The organism is Martinezella sp. CNPSo 3732 (assembly GCF_057784515.1).
In genome coordinates, this window is the sequence record NZ_JBXSOO010000019.1 from 47,172 (window position 1) to 72,013 (window position 24,842).

Annotated in this window: 24 protein-coding genes and 1 pseudogene; 21 read left to right on the top strand and 4 right to left on the bottom strand. The window is 60.4% G+C overall.

The annotated features are described in order from the left end of the window. Positions 1 to 377: 377 nt before the first annotated feature. Entirely contained in the window at positions 378 to 1,100 is a 723-nt protein-coding gene (locus tag AC13RM_RS24870) for a L,D-transpeptidase (RefSeq protein WP_488555777.1), read from the top strand. Positions 1,101 to 1,157: 57 nt separating this feature from the next. Here the strand turns inward: AC13RM_RS24870 and AC13RM_RS24875 are convergent, their stop codons facing one another. After that, entirely contained in the window at positions 1,158 to 2,054 is an 897-nt protein-coding gene (locus tag AC13RM_RS24875; RefSeq protein ID WP_285173660.1) for a sugar phosphate isomerase/epimerase family protein, read from the bottom strand. 177 nt (positions 2,055 to 2,231) lie between these two features. Here AC13RM_RS24875 and AC13RM_RS24880 point away from each other — a divergent pair, with 177 nt between their 5' ends. The 13 genes from AC13RM_RS24880 to AC13RM_RS24940 all read left to right on the top strand — a co-directional run bounded on the left by AC13RM_RS24880 (position 2,232) and on the right by AC13RM_RS24940 (position 14,789). Continuing rightward, positions 2,232 to 3,302 (top strand): LacI family DNA-binding transcriptional regulator, encoded by a 1,071-nt coding sequence (locus tag AC13RM_RS24880; RefSeq protein ID WP_374818519.1) that lies wholly within the window; start codon positions 2,232 to 2,234, stop codon positions 3,300 to 3,302. Beyond that, positions 3,266 to 4,273 carry a substrate-binding domain-containing protein gene (locus AC13RM_RS24885; RefSeq protein WP_374818516.1) on the top strand — a complete coding sequence of 336 codons (1,008 nt, stop codon included), beginning with the start codon at positions 3,266 to 3,268 and terminating at the stop codon, positions 4,271 to 4,273. Before AC13RM_RS24880 ends, AC13RM_RS24885 begins: the two co-directional genes overlap by 37 nt. 174 nt (positions 4,274 to 4,447) lie before the next feature. Next, a complete protein-coding gene (locus tag AC13RM_RS24890; RefSeq protein WP_488555778.1) occupies positions 4,448 to 5,941 on the top strand; it encodes a sugar ABC transporter ATP-binding protein in 1,494 nt (497 codons plus the stop codon). After that, positions 5,934 to 6,968, top strand: coding sequence for an ABC transporter permease (locus tag AC13RM_RS24895; RefSeq protein ID WP_488555779.1), 1,035 nt, complete (start codon positions 5,934 to 5,936; stop codon positions 6,966 to 6,968). Before AC13RM_RS24890 ends, AC13RM_RS24895 begins: the two co-directional genes overlap by 8 nt. Next, positions 6,961 to 8,019 (top strand): ABC transporter permease, encoded by a 1,059-nt coding sequence (locus AC13RM_RS24900; RefSeq protein ID WP_488555780.1) that lies wholly within the window; start codon positions 6,961 to 6,963, stop codon positions 8,017 to 8,019. The genes AC13RM_RS24895 and AC13RM_RS24900 overlap by 8 nt, the downstream gene beginning before the upstream one ends. Next, complete coding sequence (locus AC13RM_RS24905; RefSeq protein WP_488555781.1) at positions 8,016 to 9,395, top strand: FGGY-family carbohydrate kinase; 1,380 nt, start codon at positions 8,016 to 8,018, stop codon at positions 9,393 to 9,395. The genes AC13RM_RS24900 and AC13RM_RS24905 overlap by 4 nt, the downstream gene beginning before the upstream one ends. A 40-nt stretch (positions 9,396 to 9,435) precedes the next feature. Beyond that, a complete protein-coding gene (locus AC13RM_RS24910; RefSeq protein WP_092708661.1) occupies positions 9,436 to 10,092 on the top strand; it encodes a class II aldolase/adducin family protein in 657 nt (218 codons plus the stop codon). 87 nt (positions 10,093 to 10,179) lie between these two features. Next, positions 10,180 to 10,455: a ribbon-helix-helix domain-containing protein gene (locus tag AC13RM_RS24915; protein ID WP_095437326.1), complete on the top strand. Its 276-nt coding sequence runs from the start codon at positions 10,180 to 10,182 to the stop codon at positions 10,453 to 10,455. Continuing rightward, complete coding sequence (locus AC13RM_RS24920; RefSeq protein WP_488555782.1) at positions 10,442 to 10,786, top strand: type II toxin-antitoxin system RelE/ParE family toxin; 345 nt, start codon at positions 10,442 to 10,444, stop codon at positions 10,784 to 10,786. Before AC13RM_RS24915 ends, AC13RM_RS24920 begins: the two co-directional genes overlap by 14 nt. A gap of 175 nt (positions 10,787 to 10,961) precedes the next feature. After that, positions 10,962 to 11,636, top strand: a complete 675-nt coding sequence (locus AC13RM_RS24925; protein WP_488555783.1) for a response regulator transcription factor — start codon at positions 10,962 to 10,964, stop codon at positions 11,634 to 11,636. Continuing rightward, positions 11,633 to 13,084, top strand: coding sequence for a sensor histidine kinase (locus tag AC13RM_RS24930; RefSeq protein WP_488555784.1), 1,452 nt, complete (start codon positions 11,633 to 11,635; stop codon positions 13,082 to 13,084). The genes AC13RM_RS24925 and AC13RM_RS24930 overlap by 4 nt, the downstream gene beginning before the upstream one ends. A gap of 206 nt (positions 13,085 to 13,290) precedes the next feature. Next, positions 13,291 to 13,863, top strand: coding sequence for an ankyrin repeat domain-containing protein (locus tag AC13RM_RS24935; RefSeq protein ID WP_488555785.1), 573 nt, complete (start codon positions 13,291 to 13,293; stop codon positions 13,861 to 13,863). 89 nt (positions 13,864 to 13,952) lie between these two features. Next, positions 13,953 to 14,789: a bifunctional allantoicase/(S)-ureidoglycine aminohydrolase gene (locus tag AC13RM_RS24940; RefSeq protein ID WP_440479195.1), complete on the top strand. Its 837-nt coding sequence runs from the start codon at positions 13,953 to 13,955 to the stop codon at positions 14,787 to 14,789. 162 nt (positions 14,790 to 14,951) lie between these two features. On the opposite strand, the gene AC13RM_RS24945 is transcribed toward AC13RM_RS24940, so the two are convergent. Next, on the bottom strand, positions 14,952 to 16,253 hold the full coding sequence (locus AC13RM_RS24945; protein ID WP_488555819.1) for a tetratricopeptide repeat protein: 1,302 nt from the start codon (positions 16,251 to 16,253) through the stop codon (positions 14,952 to 14,954). 210 nt (positions 16,254 to 16,463) lie between these two features. Further along, positions 16,464 to 16,685 (bottom strand): annotated as a pseudogene (locus AC13RM_RS24950) (winged helix-turn-helix domain-containing protein); the annotation flags it as partial. A gap of 448 nt (positions 16,686 to 17,133) precedes the next feature. On the opposite strand from AC13RM_RS24950, the gene AC13RM_RS24955 reads away from it, so the two are divergent. Further along, a complete protein-coding gene (locus tag AC13RM_RS24955; RefSeq protein ID WP_440479196.1) occupies positions 17,134 to 18,120 on the top strand; it encodes a hypothetical protein in 987 nt (328 codons plus the stop codon). A 54-nt stretch (positions 18,121 to 18,174) separates the two neighbouring features. Here the strand turns inward: AC13RM_RS24955 and AC13RM_RS24960 are convergent, their stop codons facing one another. Then, complete coding sequence (locus AC13RM_RS24960) at positions 18,175 to 19,125, bottom strand: LysR family transcriptional regulator (RefSeq protein WP_374818488.1); 951 nt, start codon at positions 19,123 to 19,125, stop codon at positions 18,175 to 18,177. 98 nt (positions 19,126 to 19,223) lie between these two features. Between AC13RM_RS24960 and AC13RM_RS24965 the strand changes: the two genes are divergently transcribed. Genes AC13RM_RS24965 through AC13RM_RS24990 form a run of 6 tightly spaced genes read left to right on the top strand, consistent with a single transcriptional unit; the run spans position 19,224 to position 24,836 of the window. Next, a complete protein-coding gene (locus AC13RM_RS24965) occupies positions 19,224 to 20,099 on the top strand; it encodes a dioxygenase family protein (protein WP_374818485.1) in 876 nt (291 codons plus the stop codon). Next, the gene (locus AC13RM_RS24970; protein WP_374818482.1) at positions 20,096 to 21,157 is read left to right on the top strand and encodes a maleylacetate reductase; all 1,062 of its coding nucleotides are present in this window, start codon (positions 20,096 to 20,098) and stop codon (positions 21,155 to 21,157) included. The genes AC13RM_RS24965 and AC13RM_RS24970 overlap by 4 nt, the downstream gene beginning before the upstream one ends. Positions 21,158 to 21,213: 56 nt before the next feature. Continuing rightward, positions 21,214 to 22,494: an ABC transporter substrate-binding protein gene (locus AC13RM_RS24975; RefSeq protein ID WP_374818480.1), complete on the top strand. Its 1,281-nt coding sequence runs from the start codon at positions 21,214 to 21,216 to the stop codon at positions 22,492 to 22,494. Between the two features lie 50 nt (positions 22,495 to 22,544). Beyond that, complete coding sequence (locus tag AC13RM_RS24980; protein ID WP_374818478.1) at positions 22,545 to 23,264, top strand: ABC transporter ATP-binding protein; 720 nt, start codon at positions 22,545 to 22,547, stop codon at positions 23,262 to 23,264. Further along, positions 23,264 to 23,986 carry an ABC transporter ATP-binding protein gene (locus AC13RM_RS24985; protein WP_374818475.1) on the top strand — a complete coding sequence of 241 codons (723 nt, stop codon included), beginning with the start codon at positions 23,264 to 23,266 and terminating at the stop codon, positions 23,984 to 23,986. The genes AC13RM_RS24980 and AC13RM_RS24985 overlap by 1 nt, the downstream gene beginning before the upstream one ends. Further along, complete coding sequence (locus tag AC13RM_RS24990; RefSeq protein WP_374818473.1) at positions 23,973 to 24,836, top strand: branched-chain amino acid ABC transporter permease; 864 nt, start codon at positions 23,973 to 23,975, stop codon at positions 24,834 to 24,836. The genes AC13RM_RS24985 and AC13RM_RS24990 overlap by 14 nt, the downstream gene beginning before the upstream one ends. The last annotated feature ends 6 nt before the right edge of the window (positions 24,837 to 24,842 follow it).

Here is a 24,842-nt window from a genome sequence, read left to right on the forward strand (position 1 = left end):
GACATGGGATACAATGTCTTGCCCGGCCATTCCTTCAGTAGCTAGCCGGTACATATCGCAGCGTTGCGGCGAGCAGACGCTGCGCCTGCAATCAGGGCGTTTGCACGCCGGCATGGCTGCAAACGCCCGATACACTCGCGAAAATGCAACATCCCTGTGGCTTATGGCCCACACTCGTCGATCGAGTTGCATGGTCATGGTATTGGCGAACTTGTCATCACAGGTCCCGAGTGGCTATGAGGTCATCACCACTTGATGATGAGACATGTCGCATCTTTTGACCTCATCGGTTGAAGGGGCGATATCAATTTGCGGGGTTTGTTAGGATAGGAATGCAATCAACCAAGACTGAAAAGACTCTTTCCCGGCGGGCTTTCATGCTGGGGTCGATCTCCGCGACTGCGGCGCTTGCGGGCTGTGCGACAACAGCTCCTGTTCCGACTCCGATTGCAGCTCCAGCTCGTGTGCCGCCCGTCGTTCCCGTGGCGTCAGAACCTCAGAGCATTATTACACCGGATCCCGAGCTCGAAGCGCGCTATGGATCTGTGGTTGATGGCGGCCATGTCATTCCGGCCGTTCCCTATCGAAAGCTGGACCCGAAGTTTTATCGTCAGCGCGTTCCCGATCCGACCGGCGAGGCGCCCGGTACAGTCGTCGTGGATACGGCATCGAGATTTCTCTATGTCGTTGAGCGCGGCGGCACGGCCATGCGCTATGGTGTCGGCATCGGCCGCGACGGCTTTGCGTGGCAGGGCGAAGGGATCATTCATTGGCGCCAGCATTGGCCGCGCTGGAAGCCGCCGGGAGACATGATTGCCCGCAAGCCGGAACTCGCGAAATATTCAGTTGCCAATGGCGGCATGGACCCGGGTATCAAGAACCCGCTGGGTGCCCGCGCGCTCTATATCTTCCAGAATGGCAAGGACACGCTCTACCGTCTGCATGGCTCGCCGGAATGGCGCTCGATCGGCAAGGCAGCGTCGTCTGGCTGCGTTCGACTAATCAATCAGGACGTCATCGACCTCTACGAACGCATTCCATACCACGCGCGTATCGTCGTTCATCAGACGCCGCTTCAAAGCAAGGCGATTTCTGCCTGAGCGAAATCGGCTCCCTTGGGAAGGGGAGCCGATGCTTCGGCGCAATGGAGTGCCGTATTACGGAAGACGGCTGCGCTGCTGACTTTGACGCTGGGCCTCCTGAGCAGCCTTGAGCTGCGCCTTCGTATACATCAGCGCATGTTCGGCGAGGTCGCGGCCATCATCCCAGAGGTTGCGCCAGATGCCGAGAATGCCTTCGAGCGGCTGGCCGACGACGCGCGAGGAGAAGGATTCGAATGTAATGGGTCCCTTATAGCCGGAACGGACGAGAGCCCTGAAGACGCCGGTAAGATCGATCGTGCCCGAGCCCATATAGCCGCGGTGGGAATCGCCGGTGTGGAAATATCCAAGGTAGTCGCCGGTTTCGAGAATGGCGGCCTGAATATCGGATTCCTCGATATTCATGTGATAGACATCGAGATGCACCTTCACGTTCGGCATGCCGATGCGTTTGCACATCTCCACGGCCTGGGCGGCCGTGTTCAGCACGTTGGATTCATAGCGGTTGACCACCTCCAGCACTAGCGTGATGTTGCTTTTCGCTGCCGTTTCGGCCACCTGGCGCAGGATGTCGACCGATTGCGCGACGCCGGCAGCCGTCGTCGGCTCGGTATATTTGCCGAAAGCCGAATGCAGGATGCCGCCGATATAGTCGCCGCCACAATCGCGGCAGACGGCGATCGCCTGTTCCAGCTTTTCCTTACCGCGCCGACCCTTCTCCTTGTCCCCGCTTGAGATGTCGGTTTCAAAATCGAGACCGAGCGAGAAGTTGATGCCGATGCCGCTCTTCTCCAGCTGCCGGCGGGTGAATTCCGGATCGATCAGGCTTGGATCGAGCGCCGGAGCCTCGATGAAATCGTAACCCACCTCGGCGCTTTTTGCGATTGCGCGGGCGCATTCGTCGCGGCTCCAGCCGGCCTCCCATACCAGCGCGTGAACTCCTAGTTTGTTCATGCTCGTCCTCCCGATTTCGTGGATGCAAAAAATATTTGCTGCAATGCGAAAGACATGAATCGTTTTATACTTGGAAACGCTCACGTTGACACTGCATCTATGCTGGTATAGCTTACAATAAAACGTTTCACCAGAATTTTCGTAGTATCAATCTAAGATTGTTGAAGGGAGGGCAGAATGTCGAAGTCACGAACCCCTTCCATCAAGATGGTGGCCGACAGGGCAGGCGTCTCGGTGGCAACAGTCTCGAATGTCCTCAATGGCAAGCCCACGGTCTCTCCGGATTTCGCCAGGCGCGTGAACGACGCGGTGCGTGAGCTTGGCTATGTCGTCGATCTCGGCGCATCGCGGCTGCGCTCGCGCAAGGCGCAGCTTGCCGGCGTCGTCGTGCCGGATCTGACCAATCCGATGTTTGCCTCTTTCGTTTCCACGCTGGAGCATCTGGCGCGTCTCGACGATTATGATCTGGTGGTCGTCTCCGCGCGCAACAATGTCGAGGAGGAGGCCGACCGGCTGCGCAAGATCCGCTCATGGCGGCCGGCCGGCCTGATTGTCATCCCCTGTGATGGCGCTTTTGCCGAACGCTTGCCGAACGGCTTCTTCGCACCGGTCGTGCTGGCCGACCGTATACCGGATGCGGCAGGCTTCGATTTGATCGCGGTCGACAATGGCCCGGCCGCTGGCGCGATCGCCGCCCATCTCGACAAGCAAGGTTATGGTGATTGCCTGGTTCTTGGCAGCAGCCTTTCGATCACCAATGTTTGCGAACGCTGGGAAGGCGTGCGAGCTGCGGCCGACCGTATGCATGTCGAAATGCTGGAAATTGGCATAGACGATGCCAATGGCGCGCAGCGCCTAGAGGAGCGGCTGCGTCAACGTCCTTTGCCTGGCGCGTTGTTTTCGCTCGACCATGGCACGACGCTTTTGACCTACCGCACCATGGCGGAGATCGGGCTTTCCGTGCCCGGCGATCTCGCCTTTGCAAGCTTCGACGATATGGAATGGATGCAGCTGGTCGCACCCGGCATTACGGCGGTGCGTCAGCCCATCGAGGAAATGGCCGAACAGGCCTGGGCGCTGCTGTTGCGGCGCATGACCGGCTCTGCCGGAAAGCCGGTTACGCGGCGCCTGCGCTGCGCCGTCGAGATCCGCGGTTCGACGCCGCGGAGCCCGCTTGAGGAGGCGGGTAACACGAAACTGGGAGGAGAAAAATGGACGTTACAAGACGAACCCTACTCGCCGGAATAGGTGGAACTGTCGTCGCCGGCACTCTGGGCGGCACGATCGGCGTCGCACAGGCGGCCGAGCCGCAAGTCGGCGTCGTGGTCAAGATCGGCGGCATTCCATGGTTCAATGCCATGGAAGTCGGCATCAAGAAGGCAGCGCCGGAATACAAGGCCAACGCCTGGATGGTCGGGCCGACGCAGGCCGATGCTGCCCAGCAGGTGCGTGCGATCGAAGATCTGATCGCCCGCAAGGTCGCTGTCATCGGCATCGTGCCGAACGACTCCGCTGCCCTCGATCCCGTTCTCGGCCGTGCGCGAGCCGCAGGCATTAAGGTGCTGGCCCATGAAGGGCCGAACCAGAAGGAAGCTGATTGGGACTTCGAGCTGACGACCATCGAAGGCTATGGCCAGGCCCATATGGACCTGCTGGCGAAGCAGATGGGTGAAGAAGGCAAATATATCGTCTATGTCGGATCGCTGACGGTTCCCCTGCATAATGCCTGGGCCGATGCCGCGATCGCCTATCAGAAGCAGAAGTACCCGAAGATGGAAATGCTCGGCGATCGCTTCGGCGTGGCCGAGAGCCTGGATGACAGCATCAAGACCACGCAGGATCAGCTTCGCGCTCATCCGGATCTCAAGGGTATCTTGACGTTCGGCTCGCAAGGTCCGATCGGTGCGGCGCGCGTTCTCGACGACCGCGAAAAGGCGAAGTCGATTGTGCTGGTCGGTGGCTTCTCGCCGGGGCAGGGCGTCAAATACGTCAAGTCCGGCACCATCCGCGGCGGCTTCATCTGGAACCCGATGACGGCGGGCGAAATCTTCGTCCAGCTCGCCTCCCTGCTGGCGGCCGGCAAGGAACCGACCGACAATATGGAGCTGACCGGCGTTGGCAAGGTGCGTGTCTATCCAGATAAGAAGCTCATCCAGGCCCAGAAGCTCGAGTCGCTTGATAAGGAGAATATCGACCGGCTCGTCGCGCTTGGTCTCTAAAGCATTTCCAGGAAAAGTGCGCAGCGGTTTTCCGTCCGGAAATGCGTAAGGAACCAAGAGGATAGAGCTTTTCCGCAATTCAAAAAAAGCGGAAAAGTTCTGGCTGTTCCTCCCGAGGGCCGGCGGCAGGCTCTAAGCCGCCGCCGGCCGATTCATGGCGATTGGAGTGGATCGATGAGCGATGAAATTCCATTTCTGCGTTTGATTGGACTGTCCAAACGGTTCGGCGGAGTGCGGGCATTGGAAGAGATCGACTGGGATGTGCAATCCGGCGAGATTCATTGCCTTGTCGGCGAAAACGGCTGCGGCAAGTCGACCCTCATCAAGACCGTGGCCGGCGTGCATCCGCCGTCGGCTGGGATGATCGAGATCGAGGGCGAGTCGGTTCTTCCGCTTGATCCCGCACGCGCCAAGGCTCTGGGGATTCAGGTGATTTTCCAGGACCTATCCCTGTTTCCCAACCTGTCCGTTGTCGAAAATGTCGCCATTGAAAGCCATCTCGACCGGCTGGTAAAGCCGGTCAACTGGAAGCAAATGCGGGAGAAGGCAAGCGCTGTCCTTGCAAGGCTCGGCTTTGCGCTCAACCTCGATCTCGTAGTTTCTGATCTTTCGGTGGCCGAGCGCCAGATCGTCGCGATCGCACGCGGCCTGGCAGCCGAGGCGCGACTGATCTTCATGGACGAACCGACAGCGTCGCTGACACGGGCCGAGGTCGACCGCCTCTTGGGGATCGTCGGACGGCTCAAGGCAGACGGTATCGCCGTCGTCTTCGTTTCCCACCGGCTCGACGAAGTCGTCGAGATCGCCGAGCGCGTCACCGTCATGCGCGATGGCCGCAAGGTCGGCACCTGGCCTGCCGATCAGATGAACGAAAAGAAGATCGCTCATCTGATGACGGGGCTCGATATCGATCACGCGATCGTTGCCCGCAACATGGGTGAGGAAGCGCCTATTCTGGAAGTTCATGGTTTGTCGCGCCGCGGTGAGTTCGCCGATATCGATTTTACTCTCCGTCGTGGCGAGGTGCTTGGGATTTCCGGATTGCTGGGATCGGGCCGAACCGAGCTTGCGCTGACGCTGTTCGGCATGCATCGGGCCGAAAGCGGCAGCATTCGCCTTGAGGACAAGGAGCTTGTGCTCCGCTCCAATCGCGATGCCGTACGCGCCGGCATCGCTTATGTCTCCGAGGATCGCTTGAGCCTCGGCGTCATTCTGCAGCAGTCGATCGGCGACAACATCATGCTCGCGATCATGCGGGGCATGGCAAACCGGCTGGGGCTCATTCCCGATAAGTCACGCAGGCAGCTCGCCGAGGATTGGATCAAGCGGCTCGCCATCAAGGTTCCCTCGGCCGATCGCGCCGTGCAGACCCTTTCGGGCGGCAATCAGCAGCGTGTCGTGTTGGCGAAGTGGCTTGCGACGCGGCCGAAGGTGCTGATCCTCGATTCCCCGACCGTTGGCGTCGACATCAAGAACAAGCAGGGCATCTACGATGTGGTGGCCGAACTGGCGCGCCAAGGCGTCGCCATCATCCTCATCTCCGACGAAATCTCCGAACTCTTTGCGACTTGCGATCGCATCCTGCACATGCGTGCCGGCCGCATCGTCGGCGAAGCGGTGCCGGGCGACGTCAGCGAGGCCAACATGAAGGAGCGCATCTATGCGTGAGCACAGTCAAACGGCCGGACCATCTTTTGTCGCGCAATTGAAGCGGCGTTCCGAAGCGTGGCTCCTGGCTGTCATTGCCGCAGTCGTGATCGTCTTTTCCATGACGGCGCACGATTTCCTGACGCTCGCCAATATTATCGATCTGCTCGAAACCTATTCCGTACAGGCGATCATGGCGATGGGCCTCTTCGTCGTGCTGGTTTCGGGCGGCATCGACATATCCTTCGCGGCAACCGCCTCCGTGGCGCAATATTGCGCGGCGCTGCTGGCAACGCAGTTCGGCTTCTCCGCGTCCGTCGTCATTGGCTTTGGCCTGGCGATCGGCGTCAGTCTCGGCTGCCTGAATGCACTTCTGGTTCATTATGTGCGCATCACCTCGATCATAGCCACGATCGCCATGATGAGCGTCAGTTTCTCGCTGCTGATGTATTTCTCCGGCGGCAAGTCGATCTATACATTGCCGGATTGGTGGACGAACCGCATCGTCTTCTGGCGCATGGAAACGGCATCCGGCGACATCGTTCGCGTGACGTTGCCCATCGTCGCCATGGTGGTGGTGACGCTGTTCACCTGGGCATGGATGACGCGGTCTTCCGTCGGGCGGCAGCTTTATGCGATGGGCGGCAATGCGGAGGCAGCGCGACGGATTGGCATGAATATCGGCCGGCTGCAATTCGTCGCCTATGGCTATCTCGGGCTGATGGCGGCGATTGCCGGCCTGCTGCAGGCGCACCGGGTCGGCGAAAGCGTGCCCAATGCCATGTACAACACGGAGCTTGCCGTACTGTCAGCCGCTGTCCTCGGCGGTGCCAGCCTGACCGGCGGCGTCGGCACCGTGCCCGGCGTGCTGCTCGGCATCGTGCTTCTGGCCGTGCTGCAGAATGGGCTCAACCTGCTCGGCGTCTCCTCCTATTTCTTCCAGATCGTCATCGGCATCACCATCCTGGTTTCGACCTCGATCACCGTCATCAGTTCGCGGCCGAGCCGTCGCCATCGCATCATTGCGGGAGCGTCGTCCAATGGCTGAACCTTCGCTTCTTTATAACCTCAACAGCAGCCTCACAGACCTGATGACGCGCATGCGGTCGGGCATTCCCGGCGCCCATACCGGGCTTGTCGTCCTTCTGGTCTTTCTGGTTGCCGGCTTCTCCCTGTTCATTCCGAATTTTGCCTCGCTCGGCACGCTGCAATCCTTCATGTACCAGCTGCCGCTGCTGGGCCTTCTGTCCCTGGCGATGATGGCGCCGTTGATCACGGGCGGCCTCAATCTGGCGATCATCGCGACGACCAACCAATGCGCGCTGCTGATGGCCTTCCTCATGCAGAGCCTGATCACGCCCGATAGCGGCACGGGAACGGCGCTCGCCGTGATCATACTGGCGCTTCTTGCCGGCATTGTGCTCTGCCTGCTCATCGGCCTTATCACCGGCGCGCTCGTTGCCTATACCGGCGTTCACCCGATCCTCATCACGCTCGGCACGAAATCGCTGATCGACGGCATCAGCATCTATCTGACCCGCGGCATGGCGCTCTCAGGCATACCGGACGGCTTCAGCCGCATCGGGACGACGACGATAGTGGGGGTGCCGCTGATCTTCCTGCTGCTGATCGTGGTTGCTGTCATCGTCAGCCTCATCTTGCGGCGTACCGCCTTCGGCGTCGCCTGCGCCATGATCGGCTCCAATATCGAAGCGGCCCGCTATTCCGCCATTGATACGCGCCGCGTGCTGGTCGGCGTTTATGTCATGTCGAGCCTGATCTGCTTCTTCGCGGCGCTGGTCATGCTGGCGACCTTCAACTCGGCAAGCGCGGATTATGCGCAATCCTATCTGCTGGTGACGATACTTGCGGCCGTGCTTGGCGGCGTCGATCCCTTCGGTGGCTTCGGTACGGCCGGCGGGTTGATGCTGGCGCTGGCGATCCTGCAGGTCATCTCCTCCGGCTTCAACCAGTTCGGTCTCAGCAATTACCTGACCGTCGCGATATGGGGCGGCATTCTCATCTTCGTCGCTGCGGTTCAGACGGCGCGGCCCTACCTGATGTGGCTGCTGCCGACACGTTTCTTCGGTCCCAAATGAGCATCGTTGCGGTTTTCGACATCGGCAAGACGAATGTGAAGCTGTCGGCGGCAACTGATGACGGCCGCGTACTGGAAACGCTGTCGACGCCGAATACCGTGAAGGATGGTCCGCCCTACCGCCATCACGATCTCGACAATCTGGAGGACTGGCTCGTCGATAGCCTGACGGAGCTGGCACGCAGGCACGATATAGGCGCGATCATTACCTGCGCGCATGGGTCCGGCGGTGTGCTGGTCGACGGACAAGGTGCTGCAATGCCGATGATCGACTATGAGCAGTTGATCCCCGCGGATGTCGATGCGCGATACAGGTCAATTGCCGGCTCCTATCGCGAGAGGGCAAGTGCCATCATGCTGGGTGCGGCGCATCTGGCACGGCAGATGTTGTGGCAGGAAATGTACTGGCCGGAGACCTTTGCGGCGGCCAGCGCCTATCTCGCCACGCCGCAATATTGGGCGTTCCGCCTGTCCGGCGTGCTGGCGAGCGAAGTGACGAGCCTTGCGGCGCAGTCTCATCTGTGGGCATCGGCCGACGGCCGGCCGGCATCGCTCGTTGCAAACCGCGGATGGCAGCGTCTCATGCCGCCGATGCGGCGAGCGTGGGAAACGCTTGGTCCGTTGAAGCCCGAGCTCGCCAGACGCAGCGGACTGAAGGCGACGACGCGCATCCTGTGCGGCGTGCACGATTCCTCGGCCAATCTATACCGCTATCAGGCGGCCGATCTTTCCGATTTCACCGTTGTTTCCACAGGCACCTGGATCGTTGCATTGACCGATGGCGGCGGTGTCGATTTCAGCGTCGAGCGACCCGGCCATTCCTGCAATGCCGATGTCTTCGGCAACCCGACACCGGGGATGCTGACCATGGGCGGCCGGGAATTTTCGACCGTCGTCGCAAAGGCTTCGGGTCCCGCCTCGTTGCAGGCACTTCGGATGATCGTGGCGTCAGCTACCTTTGCACTGCCGACATTCGGCTCGGATGACGGGCTCTTTCCCGGCACGGCCCATCGCGGCCGTCTCGAGGGCCCGCTTGCGGAGGAGGAAGACGTCCGGTTCACGCTCGCAGTGCTCTATTCGGCGCTGCTGACCGCGGCCTGCATTCAGGACCTTCCGCCCACAGAGACGGTGGTGCTCGACGGCAATTTCGTCGTCGATCCCCTTTATGGCGCCATCGTTGCGGCCTTCCTGCGTGATCGACGCGTGCTCGTCAGCCGCAGCACGACCGGAACGGCGACGGGCGCCGCCATGCTGGCGTCGCATGAAAGGCGTGCTTCGCCTGCGACGCTGGCGGCCGAAGCACCTGATATCTCCGGCCTTCCCGAACTTTCATCGTACCGGCAACGCTGGCAAACCCTGATCAAGACAATGGAGTGAGATCGTGACGACTTATGACGACAATGCCCTGCGCGAAGACATGGTGGCGATCTGCCGCCGGATGAACGCATCCGGCATCAACCAGGGAACGGCCGGCAACGTGTCGGTGCGGAATCCCAAGGGATTTCTGGTTACGCCAACCTCTCTGCCTTACGACATGATGCAGCCAAAGGACCTGGTGCAGATGTATTTCGATGGCAGCTACGAGGGCGAGCGCCGACCATCGTCCGAGTGGCGGTTCCATCGCGATATTCTGGCATCCCGTGGGGATATCGACTGCGTGCTCCATTGCCACTCGGTCTATGCGACCACGCTTGCCGTGCATCACAAGACGATTCCGAGCTTTCACTACATGACGGGTGTCGCCGGCGGTACGACGATCCGCTGTGCGCGTTACGCCACCTTCGGCACGCAGGCTCTTTCCGATGCGGCGATCGAAGCGCTGCAGGACAGGCTTGCCTGCCTGCTCGGTCAGCACGGGCAGATCTCGCTCGGCAAGACTCCGGCTGCTGCGCTTGCGCTTGCCATCGAGGTCGAAACCCTCTCGCGCCTTTATGTGCAGGCGCTCACACTCGGCGAGCCGCCCATTCTCGATGACGAAGAGATGGCACGCGTCATCCAGCAGATGAAAAACATGAGCTATGGACAGGCACCGGATCTGGATGGGGTCAACGATGTGGCAAAGCGACGGCAATAATCCCTAGCCGCCTTCAATCGTCTCGCCGCGAAGTCTTGACATGTATGCGACTGAGTAGCACCTTGGACGTCTGAAGGAGATTGTCCCGTGAGCGTGAAGTCGTCGATATCGTTGACCGATCAACAGGACGCATTTGCCCGCTCGCTTGTCGAGACGGGCCGCTATTCCAGCCTGAGTTCGGTTCTCCAGCAGGGCCTGGAACTGCTGCGGCAAAAAACGGAAGCGGAAGCGGCCGAGACGGAAGGGCTGCGCAGGCTCATTCAGCGCCGCGTCGACGGACCGAAGATCCCGGCTCAGGACATGGAAGAGCGGATCGAGAGCATGATAGAGCGCAAACGGCGAGCTCTTCGTGTGGAGCCTTGAATATTCAAGGGATGCCGATCTCGATTTCGAACTGACCTTCGATCATCTGTTTGCGGCCTATCTCGATCTTGGAGACGCATCTGAGGAAGCTCTGGAGCGCGCGGCCAGCCGTATTCGCGAACTCCGTCTGGAAATCGATCGGTTGGTCAAGACCCCATATATTGGAACATTGCGGCCGGATATCTATCCTGGCATCCGCCTCCTGCGGCGCGACAAGGCGGCCGTCTGGTTTCTGCCGATCGAGGAACACAAAACGATCGTCGTTGCGGCGATTTTCTTTGGCGGTCAGGATCATATCAGGCGAATGCTGGTGCGCATGCTGCAGCGATAATGCTCCAATTGTCTGTTCGAATTAAGTTTTCGGCTTCGACCCAAGCCATCTCTTATTGGTTGCGACCCATTGGCACCGCCCTGATGCCACTTGCGCAATCTGTGTGTAATGTAGCCGCAATCTTTGGCTGTCAGTGGGGCGAGGGATGGCAATCGCCGTCCTTGGGGAAAAGTCATTGCGAATTTTGCTACTTGAGGATGAGCCCGAAATGGCCCGCGCACTGCTTGAAGCGTTGCGGCGCCGCGATGTGCTCGCCGACCATGTTCGCACGATTGCAGATGCCGATGCCATGGCCCGCGTTGGAATCTACGACGTCCTCGTGCTGGATCGCCGCCTGCCTGACGGTGAAGGATTGGATCTGGTGGCAGCACTGCGTCAGCGCAAGCATCCCGTCCCGATCCTCGTGCTGACAGCGCTCGGCAGCGTCGATCATCGCGTCGACGGACTCGATAGCGGCGCCGACGACTATCTTGCCAAGCCTTTCGCGATCGAGGAATTGCTGGCGCGCTTGAGAGCTCTCCAGAGACGAGGGCCGGCAGTTTCCGACAGATATCTGACTTTCGGCAATCTCAGCGTCGATCCGAGAACCAATGAGATCTTCGTCGGCAGCGCGCTTATCGACTTTCCGCGGCGCGAATATCTGGTGCTGGAGACGCTGATGCGCCGCCCGAACCGCATTGTCACGCGGCCGAGCCTGGTCGAGGCCGTTTACGCCCTTGAAGACGAGATCGGCTCGAATGCCTTGGATGCGCATATTTCACGCATTCGAAAGAAGCTGCTTCTGGCCGAGGCCACGATCGAGATAAGAGCGGTACGCAACATCGGCTATCTGATCCGGGCGAAGGCATGAACGCGGAACGCAGCCGATCGCTACGCTGGGGACTGATAAAACGCCTGATCGTCCTGCAGGCCTTTCTTCTTGTTCTTTTCTTCGTCCTTCTCGTCGCCTGGCTCTGGATCATCAATCCGGAGCTGGAAGATGCCAATGAAGAGGCTGTCCGAGTAGTCGCCCAGCAGATAACAAGGGATGATGACGGCCAACTGCAGGTGGCGGAGACGCAGGAGGTAGCAGAGCTGAAGCGGCGCTATCCCGAACTCTGGTTCATGATCCGGGACAGCAAGGGAATACTCTTTCAATATGGAGAGATACCGGCGGCCGCGCTCGATGAGAACTTCCCGTGGACGATAGATCGGGCAAGGGTGGAGGCTGGCAATGGAGCACATGCTACCGTGGAGAACCGGGAGACCTCGGTCGGCAAGCTGCAGATTGTCGCGGCCACCGAGCGCGGCTTTGACAATGACGGCTTGAACGTGTGGATCAATATGCGGGTCGACGTTGCCAAAGGTCCCCATGGCGAAATCCATTGGCTCAACGTCTTGCCGGCTCTGGCATTCCTGATCTTCATCGGCGTCTTTCCCATACTGGCGGTGACCGGCATGGCGACGCTTCTCGTCACGCCGCGTGCCGTCGGCCGGTCGCTGAGCGGGCTTGTGGAGACGGCAACGCAGGCGCAGGCGATCGACTTCGACAGCCGTTCGGCCCGCCTCGAGCGCTCGAAGGTGCCGACCGAGATCATCCCTCTGGTCGATGCGTTCAACCATGCCCTCTCAAAGCTGGATGAAGGGTATAACAGGCACAATCGCTTTCTTGCCGATGCCGCCCATGAGCTGCGGACGCCGATCGCGATTGCACGGACGCGAGCGGACCTTCTCCCCGAGGCCGAAGTCAGCCAGCAGGTGCGCGATGATATCGACCGGCTGTCCCGCGTCGCCCATCAACTCCTGGAGATGCAGGCGATCGGCGCGGTCGAATTGCGCGCGGAGAAGAAGGATCTGAATATGCTGGTCGAAAACATCGCCGCAGATCTCGCCCCGATTGCGATGGATGCGGGCTATGATTTCGACTTCGAGCCGAGCTCCGAAGAGGCACTCTTCGTGATCCAGACCTCGACGATCGAAATGGCTGTCGTCAACCTGATCCGGAATGCGATCGATCACGCCGGCGGAAAGGGCTCGATCATCGTCCGCGTCAGCGCCGATGGCGCGATCGATGTCTGCGACGAAGGTCCCGGCATACCGCTGGCGGAGCGCGATCGCGTCTTCGAGCCGTTCCGCCGCATCAACGCCAGCTCGTCCGGTGCCGGTCTGGGATTGAACCTGGTAAAAAAGGCGGCCGAGCTCCACGGCGGGCGAGTTTCGTTCCCAGACACCGGTTGCGGTTTTTGCGTCCGCCTGCAGATCGGTTCCATCCCGCCGACTGTCGCAGTCGCAGACATGGGCTGGCGGCAGAAGCCGTAAGTGCCGAGCTGAAACGGCATGTGCCAGCTATTGCCGCGCAAAATCCTGAAACTGTTTTCATTTTCACAAGTGGTTGGGGCTTGGATATTCGATTTTCCGAAGCCGGGTTCCCTGATAGGGTCCGGGAGAGACACCAACGGGATAGGGCATATTGAAACTTCTGTTATCGGCTTTGTTTTTCCTGGCGGCTGTCTGCACCTCTTTTCTTGCCTTCGGCGATACAATGGACCTTCGACTGCACAAGGCCGCCGCGACGAACGACATCGCGGCCATTCAACAATTGCTCGATAGCGGCGCCGCTGCTGGTCGCGACACACGGCAACAGGGTGGAGGCCGCGCGAGCGCTGATCGAGGCGGGTGCCGACGTCAACGCCAAGGACAATATCGAGGACAGCCCTTATCTCTATGCCGGCGCTCGCGGCCATCTGGATATTCTCAAGCTGACGCTTGCCCATGGGGCGGATCTCAAGAGCATCAACCGCTATGGCGGCACGGCGCTTATTCCCGCCTCCGAACGCGGTCACGTCGAAACCGTCGACACGTTGATCGAGGCGGGTGTCGATGTCGATCACGTCAACCGGTTGGGGTGGACGGCCCTGATCGAGGCCGTCATTCTCGGCGATGGTGGTTCGCGTCATGTTCAAATCGTCAAGCTGTTGATAGACGCCGGCGCAAACGTCGATCTGGCCGACAATGATGGCGTGACACCGCTGCAGCATGCCCGCAGTCGCGGTCATGCCGAGATCGTGAAATTACTGGAGGCGGTGGGGGCGACGTAACGAGGTGTTCCGACTTCCGGCACTATGCAATACCACGGGGAGGCATATGCCTCAGCCTCCCGAAACGATGAGAATGAAGGGCTTGGACAATGGAAAGAAAATACTACTCCTCTCTTGGCGGCCATCCGCCGCAGAGCGACTTGCTGACGGGGCGCGCCGTATTCACGGAGGCCTATGCGGTCATCCCCAAGGGAGTGATGCAGGACATCGTCACGAGCTATCTGCCCTTCTGGAACGACACGCGCTGCTGGGTGATCGCAAGGCCGCTCTCGGGGTTTGCCGAGACCTTTTCACAATATGTCATGGAAGTGGCGCCCGGCGGTGGCAGTGATCGTCCGGAGCAGGATGCCGAGGCCGAAGGCGTGTTGTTCGTTGTCGACGGCGAGATCGAACTCACCTTGCCCTCCGGCAAGCATGTTCTCCAGCCGGGCGGCTATGCTTTCCTGCCGCCGGGCCTGAAATGGTCGCTGCACAACCGCTCCGGAGCTCATGCCCGCTTCCATTGGGTACGCAAGGCATATGAGGCTGTCGAGGGGCTGGCTCATCCGGAGGCGCTCATTTTGAACGAGAAGGATATTGCGCCGTCCGCCATGCCGGGCACGGGAGGCGGCTGGGCAACGACCCGCTTCGTCGATCCGTCCGATCTGCGGCACGACATGCACGTGACGATCGTCACTCTTCAACCCGGTGCTGTCATTCCCTTCGCGGAAACCCATGTCATGGAGCACGGTCTCTATGTGCTGGAAGGCAAGGCGGTCTATCGCTTGAACCAGGATTGGGTCGAAGTCGAGGCCGGCGACTTCATGTGGTTGCGCGCCTTCTGCCCGCAGGCGTGCTATGCCGGCGGTCCAGGTCCGTTCCGCTACCTGCTCTACAAGGACGTCAATCGCCACATGACGCTTCGTCCCTTCGGTTCGCGCCGTTAAGCCAAGCGGCTTTGCGACAAGCTCGGCGCCTATGGCGCCGGCTCCGATATTCGAAAAAGATTTTCCGATACTTTAATGATGCTTGGGGTCTAAGTGACATTGCCTAGGGTAGGCGTTGAATATTTCAGCACTCGGCGACAGGTGTTCGGCCATACATTCCTGTCAGTTCCGGTCGTCCGATTTTTGCGCTTCGTCGCCGGCCGGCAGCCCGAGCTCTATCAGCGTTCGGCTGATGTCCTGGCGCGCGGCGAGGTAGATCGGGCTGGTATTGCGAGCGGGCAGGGCGATATTCGCGGCTGTCGAGCCTGGCCTCAATTCCAGCCCCTTCGCCAGAGCTTGTCTGGCTTCGTCCGTTCGGCCCAATCGTTGATAGGCGGTCGCCAAAAGCATATGCGCCCGGCCCGTCCCGGAGGTGATTGCGATGGAGCGTTGCAGCCATCCGATGGCATCTTCATTGTGATTGAGAAGGATGTCAGCCCATCCCGCGCCCAGCAGCCATGTCCAGCGAGACACCGCCGGCGTATCGAAGCGGTCCGCCAGCTCGAATGTCGCAAGCGCGTCTTCGAAACGTCCGAGCTGGATCTGTGTCAGGCCTAGCTGGAACAGCGCCGCGCCATCCCACGGATTGAGGCTCAACACTCTTGCGCAAGCCACAAGGCTTTCGGAAAACTGGTTCGTTGCGGTCAGAAAACGGCAATAGATGTCGAGCACCGGCAGAGAGTTCGGTCTTGTTCGCAGCGCGTGCTCGATCAGGGATCTTGCCTCGTTCTCTGCTGTCCTGCTCTCGGTCGGATCATACCAGCTGAGCTGAATGCCGCGCAGATGCAGCGTGGCAAGCGCGATCTGCAGATCGACATTCTCAGGCTGACCGCTCAGATATTTTTCAAGAATCGATCGTGCCGTCGCGAAGCGTTCCTTTGTCGTCTGATTGATTGACGCGGTTGCCTGTTGGATGGCGACATTGGCGGCACCGGCTAGGGCTGCAGGGCTACCTGCTTCTTCGAGTTTGTTGAGACGGCTGGCAACGTCGTAGCCCGCTCCCGCAGCGAGCCGCGAGGCAAGGCGCTGCGCGCCGGGTTCGGTGGCGTCCAGCGTCACCTCGGCGACCGATTCGATCTCACGGCTGCTCACTTTGATGAGCCGTGTTTGAAGGATCCAGGATTGCGGGCTTCTTTGCAGCTCACTCTGCAAGAGAAAATCGGCTTCGCCGCCAAGTCCGGAGGTGGGTCTGGCGGCTGCCGTCGGGCTCTGCTCCTTCGGCGCTATCAGGCGGATATTGTCGATCGCGGCGAGGCCGTTGATCATCTCTGCGGCGATGCCCTGCGCCAAAACGGCGCTCTGCGCATCGCCGACAGTATCGACAACAGGCAGAACCTCGATGACCGATCGACCCGATCCCAAGGCATCGCCGAGGCGAGAGGAAGATTCAGTGACGCCAATGATGATGGCAATCGTGCAAAGCACTGACAACGTACCGAAAGCCAAAACCCTGCGTGATCCGCGTCGACCCCGTGTCCCAGCGCCATTTGCCATGACACTTGCATCGGAGACCGGCATATCCCGCCCTGCAGGCTGCGGTGCCAAACTCTCCTGCCTTGCAGTTACTTCAGCGGTGAATAAATAGCCACGACCAGACACAAGCTTGATCATATGCCGCTCAGTATCACCGAGCGCCGTGCGGATTTCGCGAATGCATTGAAACAGGCTGTCTTCCCCGACATAGATCCGGGGCCAGACAGCTTCCATCAGTTCCTGTTTGCCGACAACGCGTCCGTTGTTCGCGACGAGGAACCTCAGCAGTTCAAAAGTCTTTGGGCGCAGCCGGATCGCGGAGCCATCAGGCCCGCGAAGCTCGGCACGATCTGGATCGAGACCGAATCCAGCAAAATAAAGCACCTGCTCCCAATGATCCTCAACTGCACCATCTAAAATATGATGCAATATAAAGAGAGGCTTGCTCAACAGTCAACGTGCCGACGCAGCTATCGATAAAAGGATGACGCCGCTTGCTTGGTCGAGTGGCAAGTTCAAACGGAATTGGCCAAGTGCCAGTTTTTACAACAAAATCATAAATATCAGAAAATATCAGAAAATATCAGAACCTTGGCAGGGCCTTATCAGGACCTCGCCGCCTGCTCCAAATATTGTTTGAATAGATAGAGAAAAATTACGGCGGTTGTTCATGAGCTGAGAGGAAGTGCTCAATATCGGCAGGAACTGTAGGGATATTCTTTGTTGCAACCCACGCTTCTTCGGATTGTGCATTCTTCTCGAGCATGATTGTCCCGGATCGGCATAGCAATGCCTGGACGGCAGCCAGCCGGCAATCTTGAGAGAGCTTTCCATGGGAAAGGTGCTTGATTTTCGGATGCATCGGCCGGCCGGCGGCATATGTGCGAGCCGGGCATTGCCGGGCGGCGAGGCGGACGGTCTGTTCGAGCCGGTGGTATTTTCCCAAGCCGTCTCACTATTGGCCCGTAGTTTCGTTGCGGTTCACGAGGCTTCGCCGCGGACCGCAGCACTTTTCGCAACACAGCAACGCTGGCTCCTTTGCCACGCCGCACTGGGAGATTATTTTCGAACAATTCGCGAGTCCGGAGCCGGACTGACCCGGCGCGGTCTTGGAAATCTCGCTCTGCAATATGCGATTGCCAGCCGCAACACGGCCTATGCTTTCTTTGACGAAGCCCTGCAATATGACGTCGTTCGCCCGATCGTTACTCCCAACGGACTGCCATCGGAGCAGGTAGCGCCGGCGCCATTCACACTGCAGATGCTGGCCCACTGGTATAGCGTACATTTTCAAGCTCTCGATCTCATCGGCGGCGGCGGCAGGACGGCCAGATTCCACGCCGAACCGGAAAACTTGCTGGCATTGGTGCAGCCGATTGCGGCGCACGCACTTCTGACGAGTCCCGCAATCCGCAGCCCTGGTCCGCTCTATACGATCTTCACCTGGGCGGATGCCGGCGGACTGCTGATGGACCGGCTGGTCGCCGGAATAGACCCTGAGATGCTTGCGGGGCAAGGCAAGCTCCTGACGGATGTGAGCTCGATTTCCTATCTGGCTCAATCATTCGGTCTGTCGCGAGCCCACACCAGCCGCAAGCTCGCCGCGGCGGAATCGATCGGAGGCGTGGGCTGGAGCGGCCGGCGTGGCCGCTCCCAGCTGTGGATCTCGCGCGGCTTTTATGAAGAATATGCGCACGCGCATGCCCGCAAGCTGCTCATCCTAGATGATGCTTTCACCAATGCGTTGTCGGTTCTGGAGCCGCTCTCCGAAAAGTCGGTGGTGACCGCCGACGGAGGATTGACGGAAGAGTGGGCCTGAAGACCTATTCGCAATTCCAAGGCAGCTTTGCCTTCGGCCTGCTGGCTGCCGTCGTCACAGTCCCCAGATCACCGATTCCTCGTGGCGTTTGATCAGATGACGCAGATCCTGGAAGCCTGCGCGGACGAATTCTGCAAACTGATCGACGGCAGGGGCGCGCGGGGCGTCGATGCGCTTGAGGATCGCCAGCGCGCGTTCCGGATGGGGAATGGTGATGGGCAGCGCGGTGATGGTCTTTTCCTTGCGCTGTGCGAAAACGACACTGTGCGGCATGACGGTCAGCGCATCCGCCGATTTCAGATAATTGATCACACTCATCAGCGAGCCGCCTGTGTAGCGGATTTTGATCTCGGTGGCACCGAAGGAGAGCAGCAGGGCGCGTAAGTCCGCCAGCAACGGACTTCCCGGCGGCGGCGCAATCCATGGATAGTCGAGCAGATGACTCGGCTGCGGCCGCCGTTTCAAAAGCAGCGGATGGGTTACCCGACAGGCCACGACATTACGGCCCGGGAGAATCTGCTGGAATTCGAGCCCGGAACCTTCGTCGAGTATGTCGATCGGGCAGATGGCAAGGTCGATCTGATCTGCCTTCAGCGCTGCGCGCAGATCCGGGAAATAACCGTAGCTTTGATCGATCCGCACGTCGGGATGGCTTGTCTGAAATTCCGCGCACAGTCGGGCAATCAGTGCATCCATAAAGAAGGGCGTGCCGCCGATTCGTACGACGCCGCTCTTGCCGATGCGAAAGCTTTCGACGAGATCGGAAGCCTTGCGCGAGGCTGCGAGCATGACGAGACCGTGCTCGGCGAGCGAAAGACCAAGCGACGTCGGCTGCAATGGCCGACGACCCTTGATGAAGAGCGGCTCGCCCACGCGCTTCTCCAGCATGGACAAGGTGCGCGAAACGGCGGGCTGCGCCAGGCCAAGCAGCGCTGCCCCTTCCGTGACGCCGCCGGTCTTCACGACCGCTGCAAGCTGGATCAGGTGACGTTCGTCGAATTTCATAACGATCAGTTATATTGTCTTGCAACAAAATCATCAATCCATGCAAATCAGACTGCTAGTATCAATGTCGGATATACGGCGGATCGTGGAGGATGAGCATGGCGGAGCGTGCAAAGGCGCTCACATTCAGTGAGGCGACGTCGGCGGAGGTTTTCTCCGAACGCTTCTCCGCCGGCAGTGACGGCAATCTGTCACGGCTGATCGCTGCCGCCGTCATCCATGTTCATGATCTCATCAAGCAGTTTCGCCCGACCCAGGATGAGTGGCGCAAGGTCATTGCCTTCCTGACAGACGTGGGCCATGCCTCGGACGAGCGGCGACAGGAATGGGTGCTTCTGTCGGATCTCATCGGCGCGTCGGCGCTGGTCGAGGAAATCAATTCGCGGCGGCCGAAAGCGGCGACGCCGAATACCGTTCGCGGACCGTTTTTCCGCAATGATGCGCCAGAAAGGATATCGGGTTCTTCGATCTCGCTCGACGGTATCGGCGAGCCGCTGGCGGTGTCCGTGCGGGTGCAGGATCTCGACGGCCTGCCGATCGCAGGCGCCGAGGTCGTAACCTGGCAGGCTAATGCTGAGGGCTTCTATGAGAACCAGCAGCCGGATTTGCAGCCGGAACATAATCTGCGCGGCTTGTTTCGCACGGATACCGATGGACGCTTCCATTATCGCTCCGTCATGCCGTCGGGCTACGGCGTGCCGGATGACGGCCCGGTTGGGCGGCTGCTCGCCGAGGCCGGCTATCCGCTGCGCCGCCCGGCGAACCTGCATTTCGTCGTTCGTGCCGAGGGCTTCGAGACGATCACGACCCACATCTACGATGCGAACGACCCACATCTTGGCGAGGATGCCCTTTTCGGGGTGCGGCCTGAGCTCATTGTCTGCTTCGAGCCGGCCGAGATCGATGGACAGCGCGCGAAGGCGGTGAGCCTCACCTTCGTCATGGTGCGAACAAAGCCGGGGAGGGCAGGATGACCCAGGATTTTTCCTATGCGGGCAGCCCCGCCCAGATCGTCTTCGGTGCCGGCAGCCGGAGCCGGGTGGCGGAATGGGTGGCAAAAGCCGGCTGCAAGCGGGCCCTGGTGCTCTCGACGCCGCATCAGAAGGCTGATGCGGAGGCGCTGGCCAAAGAGATCGGGCCGCTTGCCTGCGGCGTCTTCTCAGGCGCGACAATGCACACGCCTGTCGAGGTGACCGAGGCGGCGATGCGGCTGGTGGCGGAAACCGGAGCGGACTGCGTCGCCTCGCTCGGCGGCGGATCGACAACCGGGCTCGGCAAGGCGATTGCCTATCGCACCGATCTTCTCCAGATCGTCATTCCTACGACCTATGCCGGGTCGGAGGTGACGCCGATCCTCGGGCAGACCGAAGGTGGCCGCAAGACGACGGTACGCGATGCCAGGATATTGCCGGAGATCGTGATTTACGATCCGGCGTTGACACTCGGACTGCCGGTCGCCACGAGCGTGACGAGTGGGCTCAACGCCATGGCCCATGCCGTCGAGGGGCTTTATGCGCAAGACCGCAATCCGATTTCGAGCCTGATGGCATTGGAAGGCCTGAGGGCCTTTGCCCGAAGCCTGCCTGTTATCGTCAACGATCCCAAGAACGCAGAGGCGCGCAGCGATGCGCTTTACGGCGCCTGGCTCTGCGGCTCGGTGCTCGGCACGGTCGGCATGGCGTTGCATCACAAGATTTGTCACACGCTCGGCGGCTCCTTCGATACGCCGCATGCCGAAACCCATGCGGTGATGCTGCCGCATACGGCCGCCTTCAATGCCGCAGCCGCGGCATCGGAGCTGGTAGAAGCGGCCGCTATTTTCAGCGGCTCCATCGGTGGTGGGCTCTGGGATTTCGCCAAGGCGATCGGATCGCCATTGTCGCTCAAGGAATTCGGGCTGACGGAAGCCGATCTCGATCGCGCGGCTGCGATCGCTGTCGAGAATCCGTACTGGAATCCGCGACCGATCGATCGGGGTGCGATCCGCCAGCTTCTGCAGAACGCCTGGGAGGGCCGGCGGCCTACGGGCTGAGACATAGGCGCCTGTTGGCGCACTCTTTGGGAGGAGAGGCAATGAGGGAAGGAAACATGTTCACGAGACGCGATTTTCTGAAGACGACGGCAGTCGGCGGCGCGCTGATTGCAAGCTCGAGCCTGCCCATGCCGGCGATTGCCAAGAATGCGGCAATCAAGCTCGGCTATGTCAGCCCCCAGACGGGGCCGCTCGCCGCTTTCGGCGAAGCTGACAAGTTCGTCATCAATGCCTTTCTGGCGACGACGAAGGCAAAGGGTCTGAACTACGAGGTCGTGGTCAAGGACAGCCAGTCGAACCCGAACCGCGCTGCCGAGGTCGCAAAGGAGCTGATCGTCGACAGCCAGATCAACCTGATGCTCGTATCCTCGACGCCGGAAACGACCAATCCGGTCTCGACGACCTGCGAGGGCGAGGAAATGCCTTGCATTTCCACGGTCGCGCCGTGGCAGCCCTGGTTCATCGGTCAACAAGGCAATCCGGGCGATCCCGCCTCGTGGAAGCCCTTCAACTATGCCTACCATTTCTTCTGGGGCCTTGAGGATATCATCGCCGTTTACACCGGCATGTGGAGTCAGATCGAGACCAATAAGAAGGTTGGCGGTCTGTTCCCGAACGATGGTGACGGCAATGCCTGGGGCGACAAGGTCGTCGGTTTCCCGCCGGTTCTGGAAAAGCTCGGCTACGGACTGACGGATACCGGCCGCTACCAGAACCTCACGGATGATTTTTCGGCTCAGATCAATGCTTTCAAGCAAGCGGAGACCGATATTTTGACCGGGGTGATGATCCCGCCCGATCTGACCACATTCTGGAACCAGGCCAAGCAGCAAGGCCTAAAGCCGAAGGTCGCCTCGATCGGCAAGGCGCTCCTCTTCCCGCAGACCGTCGAAGCACTGGGAAATGCCGGCCACAATCTCTCGACCGAGGTCTGGTGGACGCCGACGCATCCGTTCAAATCGTCGCTGACGGGCGAGACCGCGGCCGCCGTGGCGGCCGCTTTCACCAAGACAACCGGCCGCCCATGGACCCAGCCCATCGGCTTTGCCCATGCACTGTTCGAGCTTGCCGTCGATGTCATGACGCGGACCGAGGATGCTGATGATGCCGAGGCCGTCGCCAAGGCGATCGGAGAAACCAAGCTCGACACGCTCGTCGGGCCGATCTCCTGGGGCAACGAGAAGCTGCCGCCCTTCGCGCAGAAGAATGTCGCCAAGACGCCACTGGTCGGCGGCCAATGGCGGCTGAAATCCGGCGGCGGCTACGATCTCGTCGTCGTCGAAAACGGGCTGGCGCCCAACGTGCCGCTTGGCGGCAAGCTCGAAGCCCTGGCCTGAAAGGAGGGTTGCCCGGCACTGGATCGGGCAGCCTCCAACGGAGAACGACAATGCCCATACTGGAATTGAAGGGAGTTTCGAAATCGTTCGGCGCGCTCGTCGTCGCCGAAGATATCGGTTTCTCCGTGGAGCCTGGCGAGGCGCTCGGAGTCATCGGGCCGAACGGCGCCGGCAAATCGACGCTGTTCAATCTTATCAACGGCAATCTCTCCGTCGCCGGAGGATCGATCGAATTCGACGGCCGCGATGTCACCCATGTGCCGCCGATGCAACGTTGCCTTGCCGGCATGGGCCGTACCTTCCAGATCCCGCAGCCTTTCGAACTCCTGACCGCCTATGAAAACCTGCTCGTGGCCGGCGCCTTTGGCGCCAAGGCGCGGGAAAGCGATATCGCTGCTCTCTGTGCCGATATCCTTGTCGATACCGGCCTGATCGCCAAGGCCAACGTGCCGGCGGGATCGCTGACCCTGCTCGAACGCAAGCGGCTGGAGCTTGCCCGCGCACTCGCCACACAGCCGAAGCTGCTGCTTCTTGACGAGATCGCCGGCGGGCTGACGGAAGGTGAGTGCCGTCAACTTGTCGCGACGATCAAGCGGGTCCACCAGCGCGGGATCGCCATCATCTGGATCGAGCATGTGCTGCACGCTTTGACGGCAGTGGCGGAGCGTATCCTCGTGCTCAATTTCGGTCGGGTGATCGGCATCGGCAAGCCTGACGTGATCATGAACTCGAGCGAGGTGCGCGAGATCTATCTGGGGATGGACGTCTAATGGCGAGCCTTGTCGAAACCCGCGGCCTCATGGCCTCCTATGGCGATTTCCAGGCCGTGCTCGGCGTCGATCTGCATCTCGAAGCCGGCGAGACCATCGCGGTCATTGGCGCGAACGGCGCCGGCAAATCGACGCTGATGCGCTCGATTGCCGGTGTGATCGCCAACAAGTCCGAGATGGTCCTGCATCGCGGCGAGCCGATCGGTGCCCTGGCCGCCTCCGACGTGGTGCGCCGCGGCATTGCGCTCGTACCCGAGGGCCGGAAGCTGTTTCCGTCGCTGACGGTCGAGGAGAACCTGCAGATCGGCCGTTATGGCCGCCGTGTCGCCGGGCCGTGGACGCTCGACAGCATCTATTCGCTGTTCCCGGTCCTGAAGGAAAGACGGCGCAATCCGGCGACGGCTCTTTCGGGCGGACAGCAGCAGATGGTCGCGATCGGCCGGGCACTGATGTCCAATCCCGAGGTCCTTCTCTGCGACGAGCTGAGCCTCGGCCTCGCGCCCGTGGTCATCAAGGATATCTATGCCGCCTTTTCGCATATCCGCGCGGCGGGTGCGGCCATCGTCATCGTCGAGCAGGATATCGCCCAGGCGCTGAAGGTTGCCGACTGTGTCTATTGCATGATGGAGGGCCGCATCACTTTGACCGGGCGTCCGGCGGAACTCGACCGAGCCGACATCCATGCGGCCTATTTCGGAGCGGACACCCATGAACTGGCTTGATACGCTTCTGCAAGGCGTTTTGCTCGGTGGCCTCTACGCGCTGTTTGCCGCCGGCCTCAGTCTCGTTTTCGGCATCATGCGTCTCGTCAATCTGGCGCATGGCGATCTCATCGTGCTGGCGGCTTTCCTGATCCTGGTGCTTGTCTCATTGCTTGGGCTTAATCCTTTCCTGGCTGCGCTGATCGCAGCTCCCCTGATGTTCGCCGTCGGTTGGCTGCTGCAATATCATCTGCTGAACCGGATCCTCGGCGAGGATATCCTGCCGCCGTTGCTCGTCACCTTCGGCCTGTCGATCGTCATCCAGAACGGTCTTCTGGAAGGTTTTACTGCCGATAGCCGGCGGATCTCCACCGGTGCTTTGGAGACGGCGTCTCTGCAATTCGGCGGCGTCAATGCCGGCCTGATGCCGCTTCTGACCTTTGCCTCGGCCGTCCTCGTCATCGTCGGTCTCAACCAGCTCATCTATCGAACCGAACTCGGTCGCGCCTTTCGCGCCACTTCGGATGATGTGGTGACGGCGAGCCTGATGGGCATTCGGCCGAATTCCATCTTCGCCATCGCGACCGGACTTGCGATGATGATCGTGACCGTCGCAGCCCTCTATCTCGGCATGCGCGCGAATTTCGATCCGACTGCCGGACCGGCACGGCTGATCTACGCTTTCGAAGCCGTCATCATCGGCGGTCTCGGCTCGTTGTGGGGCACGCTTGCCGGCGGTGTCATCCTGGGGGTCGCTCAGACATTCGGCGCGGCGATCAATCCCGAATGGCAGATCCTGGCCGGCCATATCGCCTTCCTGCTCGTGCTGCTCTTCCGGCCGCGCGGCCTTTTTCCTCGGGCGGTGGATTGAGGCGGC

What these genes read in the sequence shown, in the direction of transcription:
- AC13RM_RS24870 (WP_488555777.1), top strand. Translation starts at nt 378, where the DNA reads ATGCTGGGGTCGATCTCCGCGACTGCGGCGCTTGCGGGCTGTGCGACA.
- AC13RM_RS24990 (WP_374818473.1), top strand. Translation starts at nt 23,973, where the DNA reads ATGAACTGGCTTGATACGCTTCTGCAAGGCGTTTTGCTCGGTGGCCTC.
- AC13RM_RS24875 (WP_285173660.1), bottom strand. Translation starts at nt 2,054, where the DNA reads ATGAACAAACTAGGAGTTCACGCGCTGGTATGGGAGGCCGGCTGGAGC.
- AC13RM_RS24960 (WP_374818488.1), bottom strand. Translation starts at nt 19,125, where the DNA reads ATGAAATTCGACGAACGTCACCTGATCCAGCTTGCAGCGGTCGTGAAG.
- AC13RM_RS24930 (WP_488555784.1), top strand. Translation starts at nt 11,633, where the DNA reads ATGAACGCGGAACGCAGCCGATCGCTACGCTGGGGACTGATAAAACGC.
- AC13RM_RS24880 (WP_374818519.1), top strand. Translation starts at nt 2,232, where the DNA reads ATGTCGAAGTCACGAACCCCTTCCATCAAGATGGTGGCCGACAGGGCA.
- AC13RM_RS24955 (WP_440479196.1), top strand. Translation starts at nt 17,134, where the DNA reads ATGGGAAAGGTGCTTGATTTTCGGATGCATCGGCCGGCCGGCGGCATA.
- AC13RM_RS24885 (WP_374818516.1), top strand. Translation starts at nt 3,266, where the DNA reads ATGGACGTTACAAGACGAACCCTACTCGCCGGAATAGGTGGAACTGTC.
- AC13RM_RS24905 (WP_488555781.1), top strand. Translation starts at nt 8,016, where the DNA reads ATGAGCATCGTTGCGGTTTTCGACATCGGCAAGACGAATGTGAAGCTG.
- AC13RM_RS24980 (WP_374818478.1), top strand. Translation starts at nt 22,545, where the DNA reads ATGCCCATACTGGAATTGAAGGGAGTTTCGAAATCGTTCGGCGCGCTC.
- AC13RM_RS24975 (WP_374818480.1), top strand. Translation starts at nt 21,214, where the DNA reads ATGTTCACGAGACGCGATTTTCTGAAGACGACGGCAGTCGGCGGCGCG.
- AC13RM_RS24900 (WP_488555780.1), top strand. Translation starts at nt 6,961, where the DNA reads ATGGCTGAACCTTCGCTTCTTTATAACCTCAACAGCAGCCTCACAGAC.
- AC13RM_RS24895 (WP_488555779.1), top strand. Translation starts at nt 5,934, where the DNA reads ATGCGTGAGCACAGTCAAACGGCCGGACCATCTTTTGTCGCGCAATTG.
- AC13RM_RS24970 (WP_374818482.1), top strand. Translation starts at nt 20,096, where the DNA reads ATGACCCAGGATTTTTCCTATGCGGGCAGCCCCGCCCAGATCGTCTTC.
- AC13RM_RS24965 (WP_374818485.1), top strand. Translation starts at nt 19,224, where the DNA reads ATGGCGGAGCGTGCAAAGGCGCTCACATTCAGTGAGGCGACGTCGGCG.
- AC13RM_RS24910 (WP_092708661.1), top strand. Translation starts at nt 9,436, where the DNA reads ATGGTGGCGATCTGCCGCCGGATGAACGCATCCGGCATCAACCAGGGA.
- AC13RM_RS24940 (WP_440479195.1), top strand. Translation starts at nt 13,953, where the DNA reads ATGGAAAGAAAATACTACTCCTCTCTTGGCGGCCATCCGCCGCAGAGC.
- AC13RM_RS24985 (WP_374818475.1), top strand. Translation starts at nt 23,264, where the DNA reads ATGGCGAGCCTTGTCGAAACCCGCGGCCTCATGGCCTCCTATGGCGAT.
- AC13RM_RS24890 (WP_488555778.1), top strand. Translation starts at nt 4,448, where the DNA reads ATGAGCGATGAAATTCCATTTCTGCGTTTGATTGGACTGTCCAAACGG.